The sequence below is a fragment of the Pseudomonas sp. JC1203 genome (genome assembly GCF_056175065.1).
Map to the genome: position 1 here is coordinate 196,014 of NZ_JBWCAM010000009.1, position 18,771 is coordinate 214,784.

General features: G+C 63.5%; 19 protein-coding genes. 16 read left to right on the plus strand and 3 right to left on the minus strand.

The window, feature by feature from the left end; translation table 11 throughout:
- Positions 1-94: 94 nt before the first annotated feature.
- Positions 95-817, minus strand: coding sequence for a ribonuclease PH (gene rph / locus AC0SZ7_RS15760; protein ID WP_027980786.1), 723 nt, complete (start codon positions 815-817; stop codon positions 95-97).
- A 230-nt stretch (positions 818-1,047) separates the two neighbouring features.
- Here rph and AC0SZ7_RS15765 point away from each other — a divergent pair, with 230 nt between their 5' ends.
- The 6 genes from AC0SZ7_RS15765 to AC0SZ7_RS15790 all read left to right on the plus strand — a co-directional run bounded on the left by AC0SZ7_RS15765 (position 1,048) and on the right by AC0SZ7_RS15790 (position 6,349).
- Positions 1,048-1,911, plus strand: a complete 864-nt coding sequence (locus AC0SZ7_RS15765; protein WP_475505249.1) for a YicC/YloC family endoribonuclease — start codon at positions 1,048-1,050, stop codon at positions 1,909-1,911.
- 12 nt (positions 1,912-1,923) lie between these two features.
- Positions 1,924-2,544, plus strand: a complete 621-nt coding sequence (gene gmk / locus AC0SZ7_RS15770) for a guanylate kinase (protein WP_475505250.1) — start codon at positions 1,924-1,926, stop codon at positions 2,542-2,544.
- 165 nt (positions 2,545-2,709) lie between these two features.
- Complete coding sequence (gene rpoZ / locus AC0SZ7_RS15775) at positions 2,710-2,973, plus strand: DNA-directed RNA polymerase subunit omega (RefSeq protein WP_003177259.1); 264 nt, start codon at positions 2,710-2,712, stop codon at positions 2,971-2,973.
- Between the two features lie 57 nt (positions 2,974-3,030).
- Entirely contained in the window at positions 3,031-5,139 is a 2,109-nt protein-coding gene (spoT, locus tag AC0SZ7_RS15780) for a bifunctional GTP diphosphokinase/guanosine-3',5'-bis pyrophosphate 3'-pyrophosphohydrolase (protein WP_416421819.1), read from the plus strand.
- A 32-nt stretch (positions 5,140-5,171) separates the two neighbouring features.
- The gene (locus AC0SZ7_RS15785) at positions 5,172-5,552 is read left to right on the plus strand and encodes a RidA family protein (protein WP_008366837.1); all 381 of its coding nucleotides are present in this window, start codon (positions 5,172-5,174) and stop codon (positions 5,550-5,552) included.
- 59 nt (positions 5,553-5,611) lie between these two features.
- On the plus strand, positions 5,612-6,349 hold the full coding sequence (locus AC0SZ7_RS15790) for a hypothetical protein (protein WP_475505251.1): 738 nt from the start codon (positions 5,612-5,614) through the stop codon (positions 6,347-6,349).
- Between the two features lie 88 nt (positions 6,350-6,437).
- Here AC0SZ7_RS15790 and AC0SZ7_RS15795 read toward each other — a convergent pair whose 3' ends face one another.
- Positions 6,438-7,295: an SDR family oxidoreductase gene (locus tag AC0SZ7_RS15795; protein ID WP_475505252.1), complete on the minus strand. Its 858-nt coding sequence runs from the start codon at positions 7,293-7,295 to the stop codon at positions 6,438-6,440.
- 190 nt (positions 7,296-7,485) lie between these two features.
- On the opposite strand from AC0SZ7_RS15795, the gene exbB reads away from it, so the two are divergent.
- The 6 genes from exbB (at position 7,486) to AC0SZ7_RS15825 (ending at position 14,247) form a co-directional block, all read left to right on the plus strand.
- Positions 7,486-8,451 carry a tonB-system energizer ExbB gene (exbB, locus tag AC0SZ7_RS15800; RefSeq protein ID WP_475505253.1) on the plus strand — a complete coding sequence of 322 codons (966 nt, stop codon included), beginning with the start codon at positions 7,486-7,488 and terminating at the stop codon, positions 8,449-8,451.
- Between the two features lie 3 nt (positions 8,452-8,454).
- The gene (exbD, locus tag AC0SZ7_RS15805) at positions 8,455-8,880 is read left to right on the plus strand and encodes a TonB system transport protein ExbD (RefSeq protein WP_475505254.1); all 426 of its coding nucleotides are present in this window, start codon (positions 8,455-8,457) and stop codon (positions 8,878-8,880) included.
- Positions 8,877-9,620, plus strand: coding sequence for an energy transducer TonB (locus tag AC0SZ7_RS15810; RefSeq protein ID WP_475505255.1), 744 nt, complete (start codon positions 8,877-8,879; stop codon positions 9,618-9,620). Before exbD ends, AC0SZ7_RS15810 begins: the two co-directional genes overlap by 4 nt.
- A gap of 93 nt (positions 9,621-9,713) precedes the next feature.
- On the plus strand, positions 9,714-10,646 hold the full coding sequence (locus tag AC0SZ7_RS15815) for a hydrogen peroxide-inducible genes activator (RefSeq protein WP_416421813.1): 933 nt from the start codon (positions 9,714-9,716) through the stop codon (positions 10,644-10,646).
- Positions 10,643-12,718: an ATP-dependent DNA helicase RecG gene (recG, locus tag AC0SZ7_RS15820; protein ID WP_475505256.1), complete on the plus strand. Its 2,076-nt coding sequence runs from the start codon at positions 10,643-10,645 to the stop codon at positions 12,716-12,718. The genes AC0SZ7_RS15815 and recG overlap by 4 nt, the downstream gene beginning before the upstream one ends.
- Positions 12,719-12,846: 128 nt before the next feature.
- Positions 12,847-14,247 carry an aminoacyl-tRNA deacylase and HDOD domain-containing protein gene (locus tag AC0SZ7_RS15825; RefSeq protein WP_475505257.1) on the plus strand — a complete coding sequence of 467 codons (1,401 nt, stop codon included), beginning with the start codon at positions 12,847-12,849 and terminating at the stop codon, positions 14,245-14,247.
- 35 nt (positions 14,248-14,282) lie between these two features.
- Here AC0SZ7_RS15825 and AC0SZ7_RS15830 read toward each other — a convergent pair whose 3' ends face one another.
- Complete coding sequence (locus AC0SZ7_RS15830) at positions 14,283-14,654, minus strand: helicase (protein ID WP_475505258.1); 372 nt, start codon at positions 14,652-14,654, stop codon at positions 14,283-14,285.
- Positions 14,655-15,011: 357 nt separating this feature from the next.
- Here AC0SZ7_RS15830 and AC0SZ7_RS15835 point away from each other — a divergent pair, with 357 nt between their 5' ends.
- The 4 genes from AC0SZ7_RS15835 to AC0SZ7_RS15850 all read left to right on the plus strand — a co-directional run bounded on the left by AC0SZ7_RS15835 (position 15,012) and on the right by AC0SZ7_RS15850 (position 18,769).
- The gene (locus AC0SZ7_RS15835) at positions 15,012-15,701 is read left to right on the plus strand and encodes a GntR family transcriptional regulator (protein ID WP_475505259.1); all 690 of its coding nucleotides are present in this window, start codon (positions 15,012-15,014) and stop codon (positions 15,699-15,701) included.
- 74 nt (positions 15,702-15,775) lie between these two features.
- Complete coding sequence (locus AC0SZ7_RS15840; RefSeq protein ID WP_475505260.1) at positions 15,776-16,531, plus strand: thioesterase II family protein; 756 nt, start codon at positions 15,776-15,778, stop codon at positions 16,529-16,531.
- 538 nt (positions 16,532-17,069) lie between these two features.
- Positions 17,070-17,843, plus strand: a complete 774-nt coding sequence (locus tag AC0SZ7_RS15845; RefSeq protein ID WP_475505261.1) for a DUF3050 domain-containing protein — start codon at positions 17,070-17,072, stop codon at positions 17,841-17,843.
- Positions 17,840-18,769 (plus strand): diiron oxygenase, encoded by a 930-nt coding sequence (locus AC0SZ7_RS15850; protein WP_475505262.1) that lies wholly within the window; start codon positions 17,840-17,842, stop codon positions 18,767-18,769. The genes AC0SZ7_RS15845 and AC0SZ7_RS15850 overlap by 4 nt, the downstream gene beginning before the upstream one ends.
- The last annotated feature ends 2 nt before the right edge of the window (positions 18,770-18,771 follow it).

Sequence of the window (18,771 nt, forward strand, 5' to 3'; positions counted from 1 at the left end):
TCGCCTTTTTGGGGCGCGGCTTTTGTGGGAGCGGGCTTGCCAGCGAGCTTTTGACCTCGAAAAGCTCGCTGGCAAGCCAGCTCCCACAGGCTATTTAATCGGCCAACGCGGCTTTCTGCAGTTCGAACAGCTCGACCATGCCCTTCTGCGCCAACGCCAGCATGGCGTTCAGCTCGGCAGGCTGGAACGGCGCGCCTTCGGCGGTGCCCTGCACTTCGATGAAACCGCCAGCGCTGGTCATCACCACGTTCAGGTCGGTCTCGGCAGCCGAGTCTTCCAGGTAGTCCAGGTCCAGCACCGGCTCGCCCTGGTACATGCCCACCGACACGGCGGAGATCATGTGCTTGAGCGGGTCGCCGCCTTTCAGGCCGCCACGTTTCTTGATCACTTTCAGCGCGTCTACCAGGGCCACCATGGCGCCGGTGATGGACGCGGTGCGGGTACCGCCGTCAGCCTGGATCACGTCGCAGTCGACGTACAGGGTAACGTCGCCCAGCTTGGACATGTCCAGGGCTGCGCGCAGCGAACGGCCGATCAGGCGCTGGATTTCCAGGGTACGGCCGCCCTGCTTGCCCTTGCTGGCTTCACGCTGGTTACGCTCGCCGGTGGCACGCGGCAGCATGCCGTATTCGGCGGTCAACCAACCCTGGCCCTGGCCCTTCAGGAAGCGCGGCACGCCATTCTCGACGCTGACCGTGCAGATAACCTTGGTGTCACCGAACTCGACCAGTACAGACCCTTCGGCGTGCTTGGTGTAGTTGCGGGTGATGCGGATCGAGCGGAGCTGATCGGCAGCGCGACCACTTGGACGTTTCATCTGGGATACCTGTACTGAGGAACGAAAACTGCCGAGCATTATAAGACCTGTGGTCATTTAATGCCCGACTTGAGTTGCAACACGATGGCGGGCCCGCATGGGGATAGAATTTTCAGCCGGACGGTCGACATGCTGTAACAGCAATGGTTTGGGCGCCAGCGCACCGGTGCGCTACAATCCTGCGCCTTTGCAGCCGTCAGGCTTTCATCCCCTTTCTGCGAGGTACTCCCATGGTGCACAGCATGACCGCCTTCGCCCGCGTCGAACGGGCGGGCACCCAGGGAACCCTCAGCTGGGAATTGCGCTCGGTCAACCACCGCTACCTGGAACCGCACCTGCGCCTGCCTGAAGCTTTCCGCGACCTGGAAATCGCCGTGCGCGAAGCACTGCGCCAGGGCATTTCACGCGGCAAGGTGGAATGCACCCTGCGTTTCTGCGAGGTCAGCACCGGCAAGCCGCTGCAGGTAGACCGCGAACGCGCCGCGCAGCTGGTGGCCGCCGCCGAGACCGTCGCCAGCCTGATCAAGCAGCCCGCCGCACTGAACCCGCTGGAAGTGCTGGGCTGGCCCGGCGTGCTGGTGGCCGACGCCGCCGACCCGCAGGCGTTGAACCAGGAAGCCATCGAGCTGTTCAACGAAGCGCTCAAGGAACTCAAGGCCGGCCGCGACCGTGAAGGCGCGGAACTGGCCAAGCTGATCAACGACCGCCTCGACGCCATGGCGGGCGAGGTGAAGACCCTGCGCAGCCAGGTGCCGCACATGCTGGCCGTGCAGCGCCAGAAGATCCTCGACCGCTTCGCCGACATGCAGGCCGAACTCGACCCGCAGCGCCTGGAGCAGGAAATGGTGCTGCTGGCGCAAAAAAGCGATGTCGCCGAAGAACTGGACCGCCTCAGCACCCACGTCACCGAGGTGCGGCGCGTGCTCAAGGCCGGCGGCGCGGCAGGCCGGCGCCTGGATTTCCTGATGCAGGAACTCAACCGCGAAGCGAACACACTGGGCTCCAAGGCCTTCGACCCGCGCAGCACCCAGGCTGCGGTCAACCTCAAGGTGTTGATCGAGCAGATGCGTGAACAAGTGCAGAATATTGAGTAAGGCAACCGCAGAATGAACCACAGCACCGGCACCCTGTACATCGTTTCCGCCCCTTCGGGCGCGGGCAAGACCAGCCTGGTCAACGCGCTGATCAACGCGCAGCCGAACATCCGTGTATCGGTCTCGCACACCACCCGCGCCATGCGCCCGGGTGAAGTGAATGGCGTGAACTACCACTTCGTCGACCGCGCCGAGTTCGTCGGCATGATCGAGCATGGCGACTTCCTGGAGCAGGCCGAAGTGTTCGGCAACCTCTACGGCACCTCGCAGAGCACCCTGCAGCAGACCCTGGACGAAGGCCACGACCTGATCCTGGAAATCGACTGGCAGGGCGCCCAGCAGGTCCGCAAGCTGATGCCGGCGGCCCGCTCCATCTTCATCCTGCCTCCCACCCAGCAGGCCTTGCGCCAGCGCCTGACCAACCGCGGCCAGGACAGCGACGAAATCATCGACGGGCGCATGCGCGAAGCCGTCAGCGAGATGAGCCACTACGTCGAGTACGACTACCTGGTGATCAACGACGATTTCGCCACCGCGCTGGATGACCTGAAGGCGATTTTCCGCGCCAACACCCTGCAGCAGGCACAGCAACAGGGTCGCTTCACCGATCTATTGAGCCAATTACTGGCTTAAATGAAGCTTTCCGCGCTGCGATGGGTTACCGTTGAGGTGTCTACGCAGCGCCCGGACAAGCTGTTTGAAAATCAGCGCTTCCCTAAACGCTGGTGATTTTTTAAACTATCGAGTCCGCTCGCCCATCCGGGCTGCGCGCATACTGCATTTGCTACGAGGAAGACCATGGCCCGCGTAACCGTTGAAGACTGTCTAGAACACGTGGAAAACCGCTTTGAGCTGGTCATGCTCTCTACCAAGCGTGCCCGTCAACTGGCCACCGGCGGCAAAGAGCCCCTGGTTCAGTGGGAAAACGACAAGCCTACCGTTGTGGCCCTGCGTGAAATCGCCGAAGGCCTGATGAGCTACGAGTTCATCGCCAACGCCGAAATCGTCGAAGACGAGCCGCTGTTCGCAGCGTTCGAGGACGAGTCCAACGAGGCCGTCTAAGCCTATGCCTGGTCGACGTAGCACGGCGCGGGAAAATAGCCTACGGCAGGAGTCATCATGCCGAGTATAGACGCCCTCGCCGATCGCTTATCGACCTACCTCGGCGCCGACCAGGTCAACCTGGTCCGCCGGGCGTACTTCTACGCCGAACAAGCCCACGACGGCCAGCGCCGCCGCAGCGGCGAGCCTTACGTCACGCATCCGCTGGCGGTGGCAAATATTCTTGCCGACATGCACATGGACCATCAGAGCCTGATGGCGGCCATGCTGCATGACGTGATCGAAGACACCGGCATCGCCAAGGAAGCCCTCAGCTCGCAGTTTGGCGAGACCGTGGCAGAACTGGTGGATGGGGTCAGCAAGCTGACCCAGATGAACTTCGAGACCAAGGCTGAGGCCCAAGCCGAAAACTTCCAGAAAATGGCCATGGCCATGGCACGCGACATTCGCGTGATTTTGGTCAAGCTGGCTGACCGCCTGCACAACATGCGCACCCTGGAAGTGCTGTCCGGTGAAAAACGCCGGCGCATCGCCAAGGAAACCCTGGAAATCTACGCCCCCATCGCCAACCGCCTGGGCATGCACAACGTGCGCGTGGAATTCGAGGACCTGGGCTTCAAGGCCATGTACCCGATGCGCTCTGCGCGCATCTACCAGGCGGTGAAGCGCGCCCGCGGCAACCGCAAGGAAATCGTCCAGAAAATCGAGCAGTCCCTGAGCCATTGCCTGGCCGTGGACGGTATCGAGGGCGATGTCAGCGGCCGCCAGAAGCATATCTATGGCATCTACAAGAAGATGCGCGGCAAGCGCCGGGCCTTCAACGAGATCATGGACGTGTACGCCTTCCGCATCGTGGTGGACAAGGTAGACACCTGCTACCGCGTGCTCGGTGCCGTGCACAATCTGTACAAGCCCCTGCCTGGGCGCTTCAAGGATTACATCGCGATCCCCAAGGCCAACGGCTACCAGTCGCTGCACACCACGCTGTTCGGCATGCACGGCGTGCCCATCGAGATCCAGATCCGCACCCGTGAAATGGAAGAGATGGCCAACAACGGCATTGCCGCCCATTGGCTGTACAAGTCCAGCGACGACGAGCAGCCGAAGGGCACCCATGCCCGGGCTCGCCAGTGGGTGAAGGGCGTGCTGGAAATGCAGCAACGTGCCGGCAACTCCCTGGAATTCATCGAAAGCGTGAAGATCGACCTGTTCCCGGACGAGGTCTACGTGTTCACGCCCAAGGGCCGCATCATGGAGCTGCCCAAAGGCTCCACGGCGGTCGACTTTGCCTACGCGGTGCACACCGACGTGGGCAACAGCTGCATCGCCTGCCGCATCAATCGCCGGCTGGCGCCGCTGTCCGAACCGCTGCAAAGCGGCTCCACGGTGGAAATCGTCAGCGCGCCGGGCGCGCGGCCGAACCCCGCCTGGCTCAATTTCGTGGTCACCGGCAAGGCACGCACGCACATTCGCCACGCGCTGAAGCTGCAACGCCGCTCCGAGTCCATCAGCCTGGGCGAACGCCTGCTGAACAAGGTGCTCAACGGCTTCGACAGTGCCCTGGAAAACATTCCTGCTGAGCGTGTGCACGCAATGCTGGCCGAATACCGCCTGGAGCAGATCGAAGATCTGCTGGAAGACATCGGCCTGGGCAACCGCATGGCCTACGTGGTGGCGCGCCGCCTGTTGGCCAGCGAAGGCGAGCAACTGCCCAGCCCGGAAGGCCCGCTGGCCATCCGCGGCACCGAAGGCCTGGTGCTCAGCTATGCCAAGTGCTGTACGCCGATTCCGGGCGACCCTATCGTCGGCCACCTGTCCGCGGGCAAGGGCATGGTCGTGCACCTGGAAAACTGCCGCAACATCAGTGAAATCCGCCACAACCCGGAAAAGTGCATCCAGCTTTCCTGGGCCAAGGACGTCACGGGCGAATTCAATGTCGAGCTGCGCGTGGAGCTCGAACACCAGCGCGGCCTGATCGCCCTGCTGGCCAGCAGCGTCAACGCCGCCGATGGCAATATCGAGAAGATCAGCATGGATGAGCGCGATGGTCGCATCAGCGTGGTCCAGTTGGTCGTCAGCGTGCACGACCGCGTGCACCTGGCTCGCGTGATCAAGAAACTGCGGGCGCTGACCGGCGTCATCCGCATCACGCGGATGCGCGCGTAAGGCTGCCATCACCCTCTGCCAAGGAGTCATCCATGACCAAGACTGTTATCACCAGCGACAAGGCCCCGGCGGCCATCGGCACCTACTCCCAGGCCATCAAGGCGGGCAACACCGTCTACATGTCCGGCCAGATCCCGCTGGACCCGAAAACCATGGAGCTGGTGGAAGGCTTCGAAGCGCAGACCGTGCAGGTCTTTGAAAACCTGAAGGCCGTGGCCGAAGCCGCCGGCGGTTCGTTCAAGGACATCGTCAAGCTGAACATCTTCCTGACCGACCTGAGCCACTTCGCCAAGGTCAACGAGGTGATGGGCCGTTACTTCGAACAGCCTTACCCAGCCCGCGCCGCCATCGGCGTGGCCGCACTGCCACGCGGTGCACAGGTGGAAATGGACGCCATCCTGGTCGTCGAGTAAACCGAGTACGGCGAGGCGCCAAGCGCTTCGCCTTTCCCCTCCCCGGAAGGATTCCCTACATGCGCCACGCGCTTGTCCTGCCGTTGCTGGCCGCGCTTTTGAGCGGCTGCGCCAGTCACAGCAATGTCGACCCCAGCGGGGTCTGGATCAACCAGAAAGCCATCGATACCGCCGCCAAGGGCCAAGGCCTGCGCGATGCCCTGAGCGCCAACGGGCCGGTGCTGGAATGGCAACTCAACAGCAAGGCCGGCCAGGCCAGCTTCAGCAACGGCTTCGAGCGCGTACAGGGCAACCTGCAGCCGTTGGGCAAAGGCAAATGGCAGGCCGATTTCCAAGGCCACCAGCAGCTGCAACTGACCACCGACGATGACGAGCTGTTACTGGCCGCCAGCCAATCGGGGCCCAAGCAGGTCTTCGTCAAGCCCAAGACCAGCACCGACCCGGGCGCGCCCCTGGGCAGCAGCTTCGAGCAGGCGCTGTATGCCGCCTACATGGGCGGCGAATGGAAGATCGTGGAAGGTGCCGGCGAAGGCGGCGTGGTGCACTTCCTGGCCAATGGCCAGCTGGCCGGCTTCCCCAACGCCGACCGCTACGCGCTGTGCCTGGCGGGCGACTGCGCGACCATGACCGGCGACTTCGACAGCATGTGGATCGAGCTGAACAAGCAGGGCGCGCCGTATATCTTCAAGCGTGACGGCAAGCAGCTGGAGATTTTCGAAGTGGTCAACCAGGCCCAGCCTGACGAGATGCCCAGCTTCAAGGCCGGCGCCCGCCGCTGGTTGCTGAAGAAGCAATAACCCGTCTCCCCGTAGCAGCCGCCGCAGGCGGCGTCCCGCAGTAGCCCAGCCTAACCGCCGTGCCCATGACGCGGCCTGACGGCCGCTGCTACAGGGGGGTGGAGAGGATGGCCTCGTACCCTTCGCGATAGCTGGGGTAGCGCGGCACCCACCCCAACGCCCGGGCCCGGGCATTGCTGCAGCGCTTGTTGCCGTTGCGGCGCACGCTGGCCTCTTCCGCCCAGCCCTGCACGCCCAACCGCGCCCGCAACCACTCCACCACTTCGGCCAATGGCGCCGGCTTGTCGTCCACGCCAAGGTAGCAACTGGCTACTGGTTCGCCCTTTGCATCCTGCTGCAGCAGAAACGCCAGCAGCCCCGCCGCATCATCGCTGTGGATGCGGTTACCGAACAATGCCGGCTCGTGGGCCACTCGGTAGCCCTGGCGCACCTGCTCCAGCAACCGCTCGCGGCCAGGCCCGTAAATGCCGGTCAGGCGCACGATCGACGCCGGCCAGCCACTCACACGCGCCACCTGCTCGGCTTCCAGCATCAGGCGGCCAGAGAACGCCGTAGGTTCGGTAGGCGAATGCTCATCAATCCATTGCCCACCCGATTGCGCATAGACGCTGCTGCTGGACACAAACACCAACCGTTGCGGCGACTGCCGGTTGTCCTTCAGCCAGCCCACCACCCGGGTAAGACCATCGACGTAAGCCGCCTGGTACCCCGCCTCGTCATGCTGGCTGGCCGCCACGCAATACACCACATAGTCGATGTGCCCCTGGGGCCAGCCCGGCGGGCATTGCTCACGCGCCAGGTCGCCAGCCACCGGCACCACGCCCTCGGGCAGCCTGGCCACCTGCCGACGCATGCCGTGGACTTGCCATTTGAGCGCGAGCAACTGCCTGGCCAGGCGGCCGCCGACATCGCCACAACCAATGATCAAAACGCTGGGCACGGGCATTTCATTACTCCTGAATCAACGCTGCACACTGCTCTGGATACCACAATAGCGACAAATTGCAGGAAAAAAATCCAGCGTATCGCTTTTGTTAACAAGAATTACTTGCAATAATAACTGCCCATTTTGTTCTCGGCCCGCTCTCGAGGCCTGGAAGGACATCCACTCCTTACTCCTCTAAGGTCCGGCCAGCATGACTCCTAATCGCCCTAGCGTTTCGCCATCTCGTACACGCCCTTGGCGCGGTATTGCCGCCCTGATGATCGGCCTGGCCCTGACTCCAGCGGCCTTCGCCGACGAACCGGCTGCCCAGGCCCACCAGGCCGCCCCGGCTGCCGCCGTTGCAGCGCCGGCACCTGCCGCGCCTGCGGACAGCACTGCCCTGCCAGCTGCCACCGACGCGCAAGCCGCCGCTGACGACGCTGCCGAACCCGTTGTGGAAACCGGCTTTGGCCTGGGCCACGACTTGTCGCCGTGGGGCATGTTCCAGAACGCTGACATCATCGTGAAGATCGTGATGATCGGCCTGGCCATCGCCTCCGTCATCACCTGGACCATCTGGATCGCCAAAGGCTTCGAGCTGCTGGGCGCCAAGCGCCGCCTGCGTGGCGAGATCGCCCAGCTGAAGAAAGCCACCACGCTTGCCGCCGCCAGCGAAACCGCCAGCAAATCCGGCACCCTGGCCCACCTGCTGGTGCACGATGCCCTGGAAGAGATGCACCTGTCGGCCAATGCCCGTGAAAAAGAAGGCATCAAGGAGCGCGTCAGCTTCCGCCTGGAGCGCCTGGTGGCCGCCTGCGGCCGCAACATGAGCAACGGCACCGGCGTGCTGGCTACCATTGGTTCCACCGCGCCGTTCGTCGGCCTGTTCGGTACCGTGTGGGGCATCATGAACAGCTTCATCGGCATCGCCAAGACCCAGACCACCAACCTCGCCGTCGTTGCCCCCGGTATCGCCGAAGCCCTGCTGGCCACCGCTTTGGGCCTGGTCGCAGCTATCCCGGCCGTGGTGATCTACAACGTCTTCGCCCGCTCCATCGCTGGCTACAAGGCCCAGGTTTCCGACGCTTCCGCCCAGGTACTGCTGCTGGTCAGCCGTGACCTGGACCACCAGCCAGGCGAGCGCAGCGCTTCGCCACACATGGTGAAGGTGGGTTAATCCATGGGTCTGCACCTGAACGAAGGTGGCGACGACCTCGCCGAGAACCACGAAATCAACGTCACGCCCTTCATTGACGTGATGCTGGTGCTGCTGATCATCTTCATGGTCGCAGCCCCCCTGGCCACCGTTGACATCAAGGTTGACCTGCCCGCCTCCACGGCGAAGCCGGCACCGCGACCGGAGAAGCCACTGTTCCTCAGCGTCAAGGCTGACCAGAGCATCTACCTGGGCGACGACAAAATCGACCGCGCCCAACTGGGCCAGGTACTGGACGCCAGGACCAAGGGCAAGAAGGACACCACGATCTTCTTCCAGGCCGACAAGAGTGTCGACTACGGCGACCTGATGGACGTGATGAACGCCCTGCGCGGCGCCGGCTACCTGAAGGTTGGCCTGGTAGGCCTTGAGACGGTAGGGAAGAAATGATCACGACGCGCCATAAGCTGACGCGTTACGGCGGTAGCCTGGCGGTAGTGCTGGGGGTTCATGCCCTGGCCATCGCCCTGGCGCTGAACTGGCATGCCGCGCCACCACCGGAGTTGCCACCCATGGCGATGATGGTGGAAATGGCGCCCGTGCCGGAAGTGGCACCGCCACCACCGCCCAAGGTGATCACGCCGCCGACGCCGCCCACCCCGGTAGAGGAATTGCCGCTGCCCAAGCTGGCCGAGGCACCGAAGCCGACGATCGCGATTCCCAAGCAGGAAAAGCCCAAACCCAAGCCAAAGCCCCAGCCGCCCAAGCCTGAGAAAAAGCCCGAACCGCCGCAGGAAACGCCACCGTCCGAGAAGGTCGTCGATACTGCCCCCGCGAAGGACTCTGCACCCAAGGCCCCCGTGGCCCAGCCGCAGATGCCGTCCAACAGCAACGCATTGCCTAACTGGCAAGGCGACCTGTTGCGCCACCTGGCCAAGTACAAGCGCTACCCCGAGGACGCGCGTCGCCGTGGCCTGCAGGGCGTGAACCGCCTGCGCTTCGTGGTGGATGCCGAAGGCAAGGTGCTGTCGTACGAGCTGGCCGGTGGTTCAGGCAGCGCGGCGCTGGACCGGGCCACCCTGGACATGATCCGTCGGGCACAGCCGTTGCCGCCGCCGCCCAAGGAGCTGCTGAACAACGGCAGCCTGGAAGTGGTTGCGCCGTTCGTCTACTCGCTGGACAAAAGATGAATATCTGTTTCTGACATACAGATGCAACCTTGATAACGTGCGTCTATCGATTGCAGCCGCTATGCTGGGCCCGCAACTTCATGGACGCACGTTATGACTCTCACAGAATTGCGCTACATCGTCACCCTCGCCCAGGAGCAGCACTTTGGCCACGCCGCCGAGCGCTGCCATGTCAGCCAGCCGACCTTGTCGGTGGGGGTCAAGAAACTCGAAGATGAACTGGGTGTGCTTATTTTCGAGCGCAGCAAGAGCGCCGTGCGCCTTACCCCGGTTGGCGAGGGCATCGTCGCCCAGGCCCAGAAGGTCCTCGAACAGGCCCAGGGCATCCGCGAGCTGGCCCAGGCCGGCAAGAACCAGCTGACCGCGCCCCTGAAGGTCGGTGCCATCTACACCGTCGGCCCGTACCTGTTCCCGCACCTCATCCCGCAACTGCACCGGGTCGCCCCGCAGATGCCGTTGTACATCGAAGAGAACTTCACCCACATCCTGCGCGACAAGCTGCGCAATGGCGAACTGGACGCGGTGATCATCGCCCTGCCGTTCAACGAGGCCGATGTGCTGACGTTGCCGCTCTACGACGAGCCCTTCTATGTATTGATGCCGGCCGGCCACCCGTGGACGCAGAAAGAAACCATCGACTCGTCGCTGCTCAACGACAAGAGCCTGCTGTTGCTGGGCGAAGGCCATTGCTTCCGCGACCAGGTGCTGGAAGCCTGCCCTACCCTGGTAAAAGGTACCGAGGGCGCCAAGCACACCACGGTTGAATCCAGCTCGCTGGAAACCATCCGCCACATGGTCGCGTCCGGCCTGGGGGTGTCGATCCTGCCGCTGTCGGCGGTGCACAGCCACCATTACGCCCCCGGCGTGATCGACGTGCGCCCGCTCACCCCGCCATCGCCGTTCCGCACCGTGGCCATCGCCTGGCGCGCCAGCTTCCCGCGCCCCAAGGCCATCGAGATCCTCGCCGACTCCATTCGCCTGTGTTCCGTGGCCAAGCCTACGCCGCTGAGTAAAGTCGCCACATGACCGAGCTGTCCAAGGTAGCGGTCACCGCCCTCAAGGGCATTGGCGAGGCCATGGCCGAAAAGCTCACCAAGGTGGGCCTGGAAAATCTTCAGGACGTGCTGTTCCACCTGCCCCTGCGCTATCAGGATCGCACCCGAGTGGTGCCGATCGGCGCCCTGCGCCCAGGCCAGGACGCGGTGATCGAAGGCGTAGTCAGCGGCGCCGACGTGGCCATGGGCAAGCGCCGCAGCCTGCTGGTGCGCCTGGGCGACGGCACCGGCTCGCTGAGCCTGCGCTTCTACCATTTCAGCAACGCGCAAAAAGAAGCCATGAAGCGCGGCACGCACCTGCGCTGCTACGGCGAAGCCAGGCCTGGCGCCTCGGGGCTGGAGATCTACCACCCCGAATACCGCGCCCTCACCGGCGACGAGCCGGCGCCGGTGGAGCAGACGCTGACGCCCATCTACCCCACTACCGAAGGCCTGACCCAGGCTCGGCTGCGGCAGCTGTCACAGCAGGCCCTGGCCATGCTCGGCCCGCGCAGCCTGCCCGACTGGCTGCCCGCAGAGCTTGCCCGCGAGCACCAGTTGGCGCCGCTGGACGAGGCCATCCGTTACCTGCACAACCCGCCGCCCGATGCTGACCTGGAAGAGCTGGCAGTGGGGCACCATTGGGCCCAGCACCGCTTGGCCTTCGAGGAACTGCTGACCCACCAGCTGTCCCAGGCACGCCTGCGCGACAGCTTGCGGGCCCTGCGCGCGCCCGCCTTGCCGGTGGCCAAGCGGCTGCCCAAGCAGTACCTGGCCAACCTGGGGTTCGCCCCTACCGGCGCGCAGCAGCGCGTGGGCAAGGAGATCGCCTACGACCTCAGCCAGCGCGAACCCATGCTGCGCCTGGTGCAGGGCGATGTAGGCGCGGGCAAGACCGTGGTCGCTGCCCTGGCCGCGCTGCAGGCGCTGGAGGCCGGTTACCAGGTGGCGCTGATGGCGCCCACCGAGATTCTGGCGGAACAGCATTTCATCACCTTCAAGCGCTGGCTTGAGCCGCTGGGCATCGAAGTGGCCTGGCTGGCCGGCAAGCTCAAGGGCAAGGCGCGGGTCGCCGCCCTTGAGCAGATCGCGGCGGGCGCACCCATGGTGGTGGGCACCCACGCGTTGTTCCAGGACGAAGTCAAATTCGCCAATCTGGCGCTGGTGATCATCGACGAACAGCACCGTTTCGGCGTGCAGCAGCGCCTGGCGCTGCGCCAGAAAGGTGTTGGCGGCCGCATGTGCCCGCACCAGCTGATCATGACCGCCACGCCCATCCCGCGTACCCTGGCCATGAGCGCCTATGCCGACCTCGACACCTCGGTGCTCGACGAGCTGCCGCCCGGCCGTACCCCGGTGAACACCGTGCTGGTGGCCGACAGCCGGCGCATCGAGGTGGTCGAGCGGGTGCGCGCTGCCTGCGCCGAAGGCCGCCAGGCTTATTGGGTATGCACCTTGATCGAAGAATCCGAGGAGTTGACCTGCCAGGCGGCCGAAACCACGTTCGAGGAACTGACCAGCGCGCTGGGCGAACTGCGCGTGGGCCTGATCCACGGGCGCATGAAACCGGCGGAAAAGGCCGAGATCATGGCCCAGTTCAAGGCCGGCGAGCTGCAACTGCTGGTAGCTACCACGGTGATCGAGGTAGGCGTGGACGTGCCCAACTCCAGCCTGATGATCATCGAAAACCCCGAGCGCCTGGGCCTGGCGCAGCTGCACCAGCTGCGCGGCCGAGTGGGCCGGGGCAGCGCGGTCAGCCACTGCGTGCTGCTGTACCAACCGCCACTGTCGCAGATCGGTCGCGAACGCCTGGGTATCATGCGCGAAACAAATGACGGCTTCGTCATCGCCGAGAAAGACCTGCAATTGCGTGGCCCCGGCGAGATGCTCGGTACCCGCCAGACGGGTTTGCTACAGTTCAAGGTGGCGGACCTGATGCGTGATGCCGACCTGCTGCCAGCCGTAAGGGATGCGGCCCAGACCTTGCTTTCGCAATGGCCTGCGCATGTCGACCCGCTACTGGAGCGTTGGCTACGGCACGGCCAGCAATACGGACAGGTATAAGGAACGCGTCCACCGCGGCAATTTGACCGCGGTTGCGACGTAACGCTCAAAAAGACTTGGCACGATGGATCCAGCAGCACCTTCAAGCTGCGTATACTGTCGCCCATGTAGGAATATGGATACAGACCATGACTGAAGTTGCCCTGGACACCGCAACCCCCCACACCCCGTCTGTCATTCACGATATGCTGGGAAAGCTGGTCATCAGCTACCGCGAGGTGCTCGATCACCCGCAGCTGGACCCTGCGCGCAAGGTTCAGGCAGTGCTGCTCAACGATGCCGTTGGCGCGCTCATGGTGCTGTTCCCGCAGAACCAGCTGCTGGACCTGAACCGGCTGGCTGAATTGACCGGCCGCCGGCTGACCGCCGTGCCGCTGGACCGCCTGGACAAGATGCTGGCCAAGCATGACCTCAAGCAGTTGCCCGGCCTGCCGGCGCTGACCAGCTCGCCGTGCCTGTACGACGAGCGGCTGCTGGACGCCAGCGACCTGCTGATCAATTCGGGCCAGCCTGGGCTGCTGCTGGAAATCACCCGTGACGACTTCAGGAAAATGCTCAGCAAGGCCAGCGTCGGCAACTTCGGCGAGCCCCTGAGCAGCATTCGCCCCAACCTCGACCGCCCGCACGATGACCGCCAGGAAATCACCCAGGCGGTGCAGGCGTTTACCGCGCGGCGCATCCAGCAACGCCTGGAAGCCACCATCGAGATTCCGCCGCTGGCCGAAACCGCGCAGAAAATCATCAAGCTGCGGGTCGACCCCAACGCCACGATCGACGACATCACCGGCGTGGTGGAAACCGACCCGGCGCTGGCCGCACAGGTGGTCAGCTGGGCAGCTTCGCCGTACTACGCCTCACCGGGCAAGATCCGTTCGGTGGAAGATGCCATCGTGCGCGTGCTGGGCTTCGACCTGGTGATCAACCTGGCGCTGGGCCTGGCCCTGGGCAAAACCCTGAGCCTGCCCAAGGACCAGCCGCAGCACGCCACGCCGTACTGGCAGCAGTCGATCTACACCGCCGCGGTAATCGAAGGCCTGACCCGCGCCATCCCGCGGGCGCAGCGCCCGGAAACCGGGCTGACATACCTGGCCGGCCTTCTGCACAACTTCGGCTACCTGCTGCTGGCCCATGTGTTCCCGCCGCATTTCTCGCTGATCTGCCGCCACCTGGAGGTCAACCCGCACCTGTGCCACAGCTACGTGGAGCAGCACCTGCTGGGCATCACCCGCGAGCAGATCGGTGCCTGGCTGATGCGTTTCTGGGACATGCCCGACGAGCTGGCCAGCGCCCTGCGCTTCCAGCACGACCCCGGCTACGACGGCGACTACGCCCAGTACCCCAACCTTGTGTGCCTGGCGGTGCGCCTGCTGCGCAGCCGTGGCATCGGCTCGGGTGCCGACGAGGGCATTCCCGACGAGCTGCTGGAGCGTCTTGGCTTGAGCCGCGAGAAGGCCGAGGACGTGGTCAGCAAAGTGCTGGACGCCGAGGTGCTGTTGCGCGAACTGGCTTCGCAGTTCAACCACCACTGACCGCGTGGGAGCTGGCTAGCCAGCTCCCACAGGCCTTACTTCTTCTTCGGTTTCAGGTATTTCATGATGCCCTGGAACCAGATCACCAGCGCCGGGTTGCCCTTGATCTGGATGGTCTTGTCCTGAATACCCTGCATGAAGGCCAACTGCTTGTTCTTGGCCTGCAGGGTCTCGTAGCCGAAAGCGGCGTCCTTGAAGGCGATGGCGAACGCCGGGTCGGCCGCCGCGCCACCCTTGCTGGTCACGCGCATGTCCTTGACGATGAAATGCCGGGCCACCTTGCCGTCCAGGGTTTGCAGCTGGAACACCAGGTCGCGGTCCTTGAGCTGCTGGCTGAAGGCAGGGTTGGTGCGGCTGGCCCGGGCCATCAACAAGCCCATGGCCCAGAGCAGAAAGCGAAACTTCATGTACGCGCCTCGGAAAAAATCATCAATAGGGTGCCCAGCAGTGTACCGCTATCATCGCCCAGCACCACTACAAAATCATTTATTAACGATTTTGCCCGCCGTAACTGGTTTTTAGACGCCATATCGGCGAATTACCAGCCTGTCTAAGCACGCAACACTCTCGGCGATTCGCCACCTTTCAAAGTCGCTAAAACTCCGTCACGATAAGAAACTCGAACGCAACGGTACGGATTTGCCCTGTACGAATCAGATCGTACAAAAAAACCTCGTGGCCACTCGTTTGACAGCAACACGGGGGCCCACTAGCTTCTATTGGATCCTTTACACATTGCGTTACATTCATGCAGGTGCCCGATCGTGACAGCCAAAAAGTCGTTGAGCTCCATCCTGGGCAGCGAGCAGGTGCCAGCCCACCTGGCTCGTTCGGTTATCGAGGAAAAGCTGCGCAGCGCCATCCTGGACGGCCGGCTGCCTGCGGGCATGGCCGTGCGCCAGCAGGAATTGGCGACGTTGTTCGGTGTCAGCCGCATGCCGGTGCGCGAGGCCTTGCGCCAGCTTGAAGCGCAATCGCTGCTGCAGGTGGTCATGCACAAGGGCGCGGTGGTTGCACCGTTGATCGGCGAAGACGCCGTCGATACCTATAACCTGCGCCTGCTGCTGGAAACCGAGGCGCTGCGCCAATCAATTCCGCACCTCACCGAACAGCACATTGCCGAGGCGCGCCACTACATTGACCAGCTCGACACCGAGACCAGCCTCACCGAGTTGGGCCGCCTGAACCGGCTGTTCCACATGTCGCTGTATGCCGGTACCACCAACCGCAAGCTGCTGCGCCTGATAGAACACGAACTCAATGAAGAAGAACGCTTCCTGCGTTTCCACCTGTCTTCCATGGGCTTGGGCAAACCTACCCAGGATGACCACATAGAATTGGTGGAAGCCGTGCAGGACCGCGACACCGAACGCGCCGTCAGCGTGCTGCAAAGGCACCTGAACAACGCATCCGCAACCATCCGGCACTATCTAGATACCCGCGAGCCGGACTGAACGGGCACCGCGCCCAGGGAGGCGGCGCGGCCCCGGTAACGCATGCCCGGCACGGCCCGGGCAGAGGGAAGGCCGTGCACGCTCAAGACAACCCCTGGTTGATGGTCGCGAATTCCGGGCAGCCCGCGCAGATGCGCCTGATCTGCTTTTCATGCGCGGGGGCGGACCCCGCGCAGATGCTGCAGCTGGCGGACGAACTGGACGACCATATAGAGCTGGTCGCAGTGTGCCTGCCTGGCCACGGCGCCCGGGGTGATGAACCGGCCATGGATGAATGGCCCAGGCTGCTGGAGCAGACCTTCGCCCAGCTCAAGCCGCTGCTCGCCGAACCCCACGCCCTGTTCGGCCACTGCCTGGGCGGCAGCATTGCCTACGAAGTGGCAAAACGTGCCCTCCGCGCTTTCCCCCACCAAACCCGCCACCTGTTCATCGCCGGCTGCCGCAGCCCCGATACCCGCCCACGCCCGCCGTTGCTGCATCAGCTGCCGGGCCCAGAATTGTTCCAGACCCTTGAAGCCCTGAACGCCATCACCGCCCAACAGCGCGCGGACACCCAATTCACTGCACGCCTCGAACCCCTGCTGCGCTGTGACCTGCGCCTGGCCGAATCCTGGTCCGACACGGTGGGCCATTCGCTGCAGGTGCCGCTGACTGCGCTGTATGGCAGCGAAGACCCGTTGGAGCCACTGACCAACATGCTGCATTGGCAGCGTTTCACCCAGCGCGAGTTCGAGTTGATCGAGCTGCCCGGTGATCATTTCTTCGTGCACAGCCAGCGCCAGCGCCTGCAGCACATCATCAATACCCACCTGGGCCTGCTCAGCGCCTGACTACCGCAACGCTTACCTTCGGTAATCGCCCACTGATGGCAATCTGGCCATTTAGCGCACACTCTTGCCTTGGCCTCAGGGCCGTGACCGGCTCATACAGCCGATGGGCCGCCCAAAGTACCCCATGCAGGAGCAGCGCGCGCCGGGCTTGTCCCTCGATCAATTAATACTTCGCCACCCCATCCCTTCGAGTGCTCCGAGTGAAGCAGTCACTCGTTGTTATTTATTTTGACCATAAACCGTTGAAAGGGGAGCGCTCGCGCTTCTAAAACCGGCCGCGTCGGTTTTAGCGAAATACTATTGCCTTAAAATTCTAACTAATTGTTTTTTAACGTTTTTATTTGAAAGAAACACAACCCATGGTCTAGCGTTGAAAGTGTCGAACAGGCCGCCAGGCAAGTTAACCAGCGGCGCCTAAAACAATATTTTACATCCGCAAGGCAGAACAAAGGAGATATTCAGCCGCCCACAGTATTTGCCCTTGATCAAACAGAGTTATTTCCGTTGGTTGCCGGTTTAAAACAGTGAGGAAAGTGCCATGACCTATCAAGATGTTGCGCTGGAGCAGAAGAAAACCGAACTGGGTGCCCACCCGATCTTTGCCGAAATAAACTCGCTGCCGGTGTTGCAGCGTTTCATGGAAACCCACGTCTTTGCCGTGTGGGACTTCATGTCCCTGACCAAGCGCCTGCAGCGCGAACTCACCTGCATCAGCCTGCCCTGGTTGCCGCCACGCGACCCCAAGGCCGCACGCCTGATCAATGAAATAGTGCTGGGCGAGGAAACCGACGACCACCTGCTCGAAGGCCACTACAGCCATTTCGAGCTGTACCTGGACGCCATGCGCGAAATTGGTGCCGACACCGGCCCTATCGAGCGCTTCGTGCAACTGCAGGCCGAGGGCGTCAACTACCTGACCGCGCTGCACAGCGTAAACGCCGCCCCCGCCGCAGTGCGCTTCGTCTGCAACACCCTGGACACCGCGCTGCACGCCCCCGCCCACGTGGTGGCCGCCGCGTTCCTGCACGGGCGCGAAAGCGTCATTCCGCAGATGTTCCAGCAACTGCTGGACGACTGGAACATTCCCCGCGAGCAGGCCCCCACGTTGCACTACTACCTGCAGCGGCACATCGAAGTCGATTCGGACGACCACGGCCCCGCCGCGCAATCGCTGCTCGACCGCCTGGTGGGCGACGACCAGCAACGCCGGCAGGAAGTACACGAGGCGGCCCTGGCAGCCATTGAAAGCCGCATGGCGCTGTGGAACGGCCTGCGGGTGAGCATGCGCGCCGGCGCCGAGGTGAGCGCATGAACGCCGCCGACTACCGCTCGTTCGCCGACGCCTGGGAAAGCCGGGCCACCATCCGCACCCGGCCACGACGGCGGGTTGAGAATGACCAGCGGCTGATCTACCCGCTCAGCCGCCAACCATTGGTGCTTAGCGCCACCTTCGAGCGCGAATGCCCGCAGCGGCGCGATTTTGCGCTAGTGCAAAGCCTATACAAATTCATCCACGACGTGGTGATTTTCGAGACCGAGATCGTCAACCGTACCGCTGGCGCCATCGCCCGCGGGCGGTTCGCCATGCAGTTCCCGTTCGCCTGCCGCTACGACGCCATGACCGTGGTGGTGGACGAGGACTACCACGCGCTGGTGGCCATGGATTTCATGCAGCAGACCATCGAGCTGACCGGCATCGAGCCGATTGGCCTGCCCCGTGAAATCGAGCTGAGCCGGGCCATCCCCGCGGCACTGGCGCAGTTGCCGGAAGCGTTGCGCCAGGCTGGCGAGCTGATTTGCGTGGCGATCGCCGAGAACACCCTGACCAATGACGTGGCCGCCTTTGCCCGCGATGCCACGGTGAAGGACTCGATCAAGGGGCTGATGGCCGACCACCTGCTGGATGAAGGCCGGCATTCAACCTTCTGGACCCGGCTGGTGCGCATCTATTGGCAGGCCGCGCCGCAGGAGGACCGCACCCTGCTGGCGCAAATGCTGCCGACGTTCATTGAGCGCTACTTGACCAACGACATCCAGAAAGCCTTCGACCTGAGCCTGATAGAGCACCTGCACCCCAACGCCGACGTGCGCCGGGCCCTGGCTGCGGAGGTGCAAGCCCTGGCCTACCCGATCAACCACCAACACCCGCTGCTGGCCAACATCCTGCGGTTTTTCCAGGGCAGCTCGATGCTCGACAGCCCCTGCGTGCGCGATGCCCTGGCCGCCTACCTGACCTGATT